The sequence below is a fragment of the Bradyrhizobium forestalis genome (assembly GCF_002795245.1).
Classification (GTDB): Bacteria; Pseudomonadota; Alphaproteobacteria; order Rhizobiales; family Xanthobacteraceae; genus Bradyrhizobium; species Bradyrhizobium forestalis.
In genome coordinates, this window is record NZ_PGVG01000090.1 from 1 (window position 1) to 5,297 (window position 5,297).

3 protein-coding genes and 2 pseudogenes are annotated in these 5,297 nt (G+C 59.5%); 4 read left to right on the plus strand and 1 reads right to left on the minus strand.

The window, feature by feature from the left end; translation table 11 throughout:
• Nucleotides 1-457 precede the first annotated feature (457 nt).
• The 4 genes and pseudogenes from CVM73_RS39595 to CVM73_RS38475 all read left to right on the plus strand — a co-directional run.
• Nucleotides 458-841 (plus strand): hypothetical protein, encoded by a 384-nt coding sequence (locus tag CVM73_RS39595; protein ID WP_146006748.1) that lies wholly within the window; start codon nucleotides 458-460, stop codon nucleotides 839-841.
• A 637-nt stretch (nucleotides 842-1,478) separates the two neighbouring features.
• On the plus strand, nucleotides 1,479-1,901 hold the full coding sequence (locus CVM73_RS38465) for an acyl-CoA thioesterase (protein ID WP_245452554.1): 423 nt from the start codon (nucleotides 1,479-1,481) through the stop codon (nucleotides 1,899-1,901).
• A 35-nt stretch (nucleotides 1,902-1,936) separates the two neighbouring features.
• Nucleotides 1,937-3,450, plus strand: a pseudogene (locus tag CVM73_RS38470) (ISNCY family transposase).
• Between the two features lie 168 nt (nucleotides 3,451-3,618).
• A pseudogene (locus CVM73_RS38475) lies at nucleotides 3,619-3,917 on the plus strand (acyl-CoA thioesterase); the annotation flags it as partial.
• A 265-nt stretch (nucleotides 3,918-4,182) separates the two neighbouring features.
• On the opposite strand, the gene CVM73_RS38480 reads toward CVM73_RS38475, so the two are convergent.
• Entirely contained in the window at nucleotides 4,183-4,740 is a 558-nt protein-coding gene (locus CVM73_RS38480) for an aspartate/glutamate racemase family protein (protein WP_245452555.1), read from the minus strand.
• Nucleotides 4,741-5,297: the final 557 nt, after the last annotated feature.

Consider the following 5,297-nt stretch of genomic DNA (forward strand, 5'->3'; position numbering starts at 1 on the left):
GCACTTCCTGAACGCCATCATGTGGCGCTCCCGCATAGAGACGACCGCGGAAAGAACCATGAACCCGGCAGTGGATCATTTTTGTCGATCGGGGTTGACAGCGTGCCCGCGATTAAAGAACGGACGATTCTGTACTGCGCCAAACGAACGACGTAGTGGTATGCAGTCCGAACTCCGATTGGACGACCGCCTGCAAGGTGTTACAGCTCCAGGCCTACATCTTCAAGCGGCGCTGTTGGAACCCTTTGCCTCAGCAAGTACCTACTATGAGCACGCACTGCGATTCTGTCCACATCGTGACGGACCAAGGTATCGCCGTTGGGGGGCTGCGGCTGGTGCGCATGACCGCACCACTGGTCGACTACTGTGCGCCAGGGCTCATTAGCAAGGATCCGCTGGGTACCGGCTATCTGTGGCAGATGCAAATAATGGCCAAAAGGGAAGTCCCAATCCGGCCTTGAGCGGCGATATTCGGTTGTGGGATATCGAGAACAAGCATTTCGCGTTCTTGTGCGGGGCGCAGCGGACGGAGATCGCCCCTTTCGCGAATGGCCCGCGCCGGCAAAAACGCGGACGACTGGCCCGCTATCCCGTGGAGGGCTCGGCGAGCTTGGTCGCTGAAGAGTTCCGTAGCCAAGCTGAAGATGGGCTTCGTTGTGGACGAGAATGCGGCCGCACCCCGAGTGTACGCGAAGATATCAAACCGACGGTGAAGGTGATGCTGGATGCGAGTCATGCATATCATAGTGCCGCTGCAAGCCGTCTGCGGCGCATGATTGGTCGAAAGTTTGAACCTGCGGGCGCGATGAGGTTGCAGATCGAAGAGTGGAACAGGCGATGAACGGTGCTTTCGGCAACGCCTGTCCCAAGTTGGGCACGAGAGCTCACTCGTGACCTTTTCATGCTCTTGTTGTCGCAGTCGCGTTCGGGTGACGACACCTATGTCGACAGCCGGCCATGTTCCGCCGGCGAGAATTTGAAGGACCGGGTCTCTCTCGCTCCAAGCAAGGTCCGCGCAGAGCTGTTTCGGCACCATGATTACTGGGCCGCGAAGAGGCTATTACCAGAATGGCGACCTCCCTGCCTTCTCCAGGAGAAGTGATGCAGACCAATCAGATAGATGCGACGGAAGTGTTGGTTGAGGTTCCGTCAATCGAAACTTGGCTGGGCCCAGACGCAGCGAATAAGAGACATCCCGCAGTTATTTACGGAGAAATCTCGACATTGTGGGAAACATGCCACTCCAGTGCCAGGAAGGCGCGACGAAACCGAGGGCCTCTCGATGTGAAAAAGCTCGATCGATCTCCCCGCTATCCTTGATCTTCGGTCGATCGATTTAAACATCTTTTGCGGCAACAGCCCAGACACGGGCTCGCAACGCGCGTTCGGAGGCCAATTGTTCGGGCAAGCGATAAACGCAGCGTGCCGCACGGTGGAAGGCCGGCTGCCGCATTCAGATCAAGCGCTGCTCCCGTCAGATGCCGATTATCTACCGGGTCGAACACCTGCGCAGTGGCAATAGCGGTTCGTGCTGCAGCATCACCGCGATTCAATGCGGCGACCCAGTGTTATCCATCCTAATCCCGTTCCATGCCGAGGAGCAGGGCATGTTCAACCATCAGGACAAGGTGCCCGACGTTCCGCTGCCGCAAGAACTCACGGCGGAGGAGTGTTCCAGGCAGTCGATCTTTCCCGAGGCGCCAGAATTCATCCGCCGCTATTTTGCTATCGATTTGCGTCCGGCCGAGATCGGTCGTTACGTCGGCCAGAAGATCGACCACGGACGCATTCACATCTGGATCAAGATGGCGGGGAAGCTGCCTATAGCGCGACAATCTGGATGGGAAGCCGCATTGCCTCGCCTTAATTGTTACCGGATGCTGAGCGGTTGCCTCACGTAAATTGCTCCCTTGGATCGGGAACGAGGGGGGCGAAGATGGGGTGGCTAAGCATGGCGACGCGGAAGGAGCTGACGGCGGCGGCAGGCGTGCGCTATCGGACGTCGGATCGCGCGAAGAAGGCGCGGATATTGGACGTGTTCGTCGACATCACCGGCTTCCATCGCAAGCATGCGATGCGGCTTCTTCGAGGTTAGGAAGACGGACGCCCACGCCGGCGGGCGCGACGCCGGGTCTATAACGAGGCAGAACACAACGCGCTCGTGCTCCTTTGGGAGGCGTCAGACCGGATCTGCGGGAAGCGGCTGAAGGCGGTTAATGCCTGCGCTGATTGCGGCGATGGAAGGGCACGGCCACCTCGGCCTTGCCCCCGAGATCCGCGACAAACTTTTGGCAATGAGCGCTGCGACGACCGACCGCGCATTGGCGCGGGTCCGAGAAGGATTAGGTCGCAAGCGCCGACGGTACGCGACGCACTCGTTGCGTCGCAGTATTCCAATTCGGACGTCGGCAGATTGGAACGATCCGGCGCCGGGGTTCGTCGAGGCTGACCTTGTCGCGCATAGCGGTCCATCGGCGCGCGGCAGCTTCATCCAGACCCTCGTGCTCACCGACATCGCTACCGGCTGGACGGAGTGCGCTCCCCTGATCGTGCGCGAACAAACGCTGTTGAGCACGGTGTTGACGGAATTGCGCAAACAATTGCCCTTTGCACTGGTCGGCCTCGATACGGACAATGATACATGTGTTCATGAATGAGACGCTGAAAGCCTACTGCGATGCGGCCAACATCGTCTTCACGCGTTGCCGGCCCTACCGGAAGAACGACCAGGCGTTTGTCGAGCAGAAGAACGGCGCGGTCGTGCGCAGGATGGTCGGCTATCGTCGGTTCGAGGGCCTGGAGGCGGCTACACTGCTGGCTGAACTCTACCGATCGGCGCGGCTGTTCGTGAATTTCTTCCAGCCTTCGTTCAAGTTAATAGCCAAACAGCGCGACGGTGCGCGTGTGCTCAAGACGTACAGCGCGCCGACAACGCCACACCAGCGCTTGGCTGCCGACGCCCGCGCGCCCGAAGCTCGCGCCCATCTCCAGGAAATCTATGCCGCTCTCGACCCGGTCGCGTTGTTGCGCGACATCCGCGGCGCGCAGGAACGCCTCGCGGCGCTCGCGGAGACCCAGCCAGTCGCCCATCCTGCTGCAGCATCGCAATCGATCGATCTCTTTCTGGCAAGCCTACGAACCGCCTGGAAGGACGGAGCTATGCGACCGACGGATCGGCCAATCGTGAAGGCGAAGAGAGGCCGGCGCCGTCCCGACCCGCTCATCCGGGCAACGCCAGATTTGCGAAAATGGTTTGAAGCCGAGCCCTGGCGGACTGGTAGCGAACTGCTCTACCGGTTGCAGGTGGAATATCCTGGAGCCTATCCGAACAAGCTTCTTCGAACGCTTCAACGTCGCCTTAAATGCTGGCGCAGCGAGCAAGCGAACGCGTTATTGTTCGTTCCTGCAGAGAAAGCGCTGCTGGGGCACGAGGGCACAACAACCCAATGATGTGCCAGGTGCCAGCGGAGGAGGCCGGGCGCTCCGAAACCCCGGCCATCTCCGCACCCGGCCTCCTCCTCAACCCAAGCCGGGAGCAAAATAAATGAGGCAACCGATCGCACTCGGGAGCATCGATATGTGAGGCAATACGCACTTGCATCCTGATTGCCGCGCCGCAAGCTGCCCGACGATCCGGCACTGCATATATGTGCGCTGGCGTATGCTTCCGATTACTCACTACTTGATTGATGGCTCGTTATGGCCGAACCCCGTTCGATAACCGCGTGAAGCCTACAAGCCTCGACCACGCGATGTGGTTTCACCGCCCGTTCCGGGCCGACGAGTGGCTGTTTTACGCACATGATTCGCCAAGCGCACAGGGAGGGCGCGGCCTTGCGCGAGGCCTGATCTTCAGGTCCAATGGCATGCCGGTGGCCTCCGTAGCCCAGGAAGGCTCAGTGCGCGAGCGACGCTGAGCGTTTGCGCGCGTTCCCGTGATCACGAATGTGTCGCGCCAATCACGCCCGTGGCTCTGGATGGGCCAGGGCAGCTAATGGCGTTGGATCCTTCAACGCCAGATCGGGAAGTGCAGAGGGCGCCGCAAGTGCGTCGATGCTGACAAACAGGCTGAGCTGCCAAAAGCTCGGGGGCCGCGCATGACGCTGATGGGACACTGCAACATCCAACCGTCAATCCGCTTGCGATCCATCAGATAGGAGCGGAAAGCGACTCATTTGCCCTTCACGAAGGGAGAGACGCCATCGTCAACCGGCATAGATCCGTTATGTCGTACACCGGCAACTTCGTAACACGGCGGATTACTGCCGAGACAATCGGGAATGCCGCACATTCGAAAAGGATCGTTGCGATCGCCGGATGGTCGGCACGCAGACGCGCGATACAGCCGGTCAGATCCTTTTCGATAGCGATGACGTCGATTGGTGGCGTTGGCCGCTTCAGCTCGTCATGCCAGAACTTGCTGCCTTCTAGCCCACCGAGCACGATCCTGGCTCGCTCAGCTCGATCATCCACCCCAAGCAAAGTGTCTTCCCAACAGGTCGAGTCGTAAGTTAGGACCGCGATCTTGCCCCACGGCGGCGTCTGCCGGAGCAGTGCCGGTAACAAGAGCAGACTTGACAATACAACGGGAACGTTCACCGACGTCGCCACCGCCGGTTGATGTCGGATAGAGAAGCCGCAGGTCGAACTGATCGCGACCGCGCCTCGCGCGACCAGCCGCCGGGCGGCGGCGATGAAGGCTGGCTCAAGCTTTGGATCGCCGCGGACGACATTCTCCACCCAAGCTCCCGGGACGGTTTCCGAGATGGTTGGGAAGTCGAATGTTGTTGGGCTTAGCATCGAGCCCGGTACTGGAGTCGGCGGTGTGGCGACAGGCGACAAGCCGCGCTCCAGATGCAGGACTCCGAGACAGCGTGGTGTATGCGATGTCATGGCAAGAGCACCAGTTACCTGACGGCGAGGAAGAGCGTACCTATTAAGGTTGATAGTTTGAAAGATTGGCATTGCCAGAAGCTGCTGTCGGGCAGCTCGCGAGCAAAGTCAATGCAGTGCCGATGCCGTAGCAGTCCAGCGGAAGACTGGCAGATGACTTTGTGTTCCGAGACGAAGTGATCGACTTTCCGGACGCGTTGCTTAACTCTGGAAAGAAGCTGCGGACTCGTCTTCGTGATTTTTGACGACTTTCCGAGCTGGGAAGCATGTACTCTAGCACTACTTTGGCAGAATCCATTTGCGCCAGTGTTTTTCAAGGATTTGTTTTCGGCAGTATGGACACCGTTGAGACGGCGGCCGAAGGATGAGATCGACGATGGCGTGACGTACGGCGGGCATGGTTG

What these genes read in the sequence shown, in the direction of transcription:
- CVM73_RS38465 (WP_245452554.1), top strand. Translation starts at nt 1,479, where the DNA reads ATGCCGATTATCTACCGGGTCGAACACCTGCGCAGTGGCAATAGCGGT.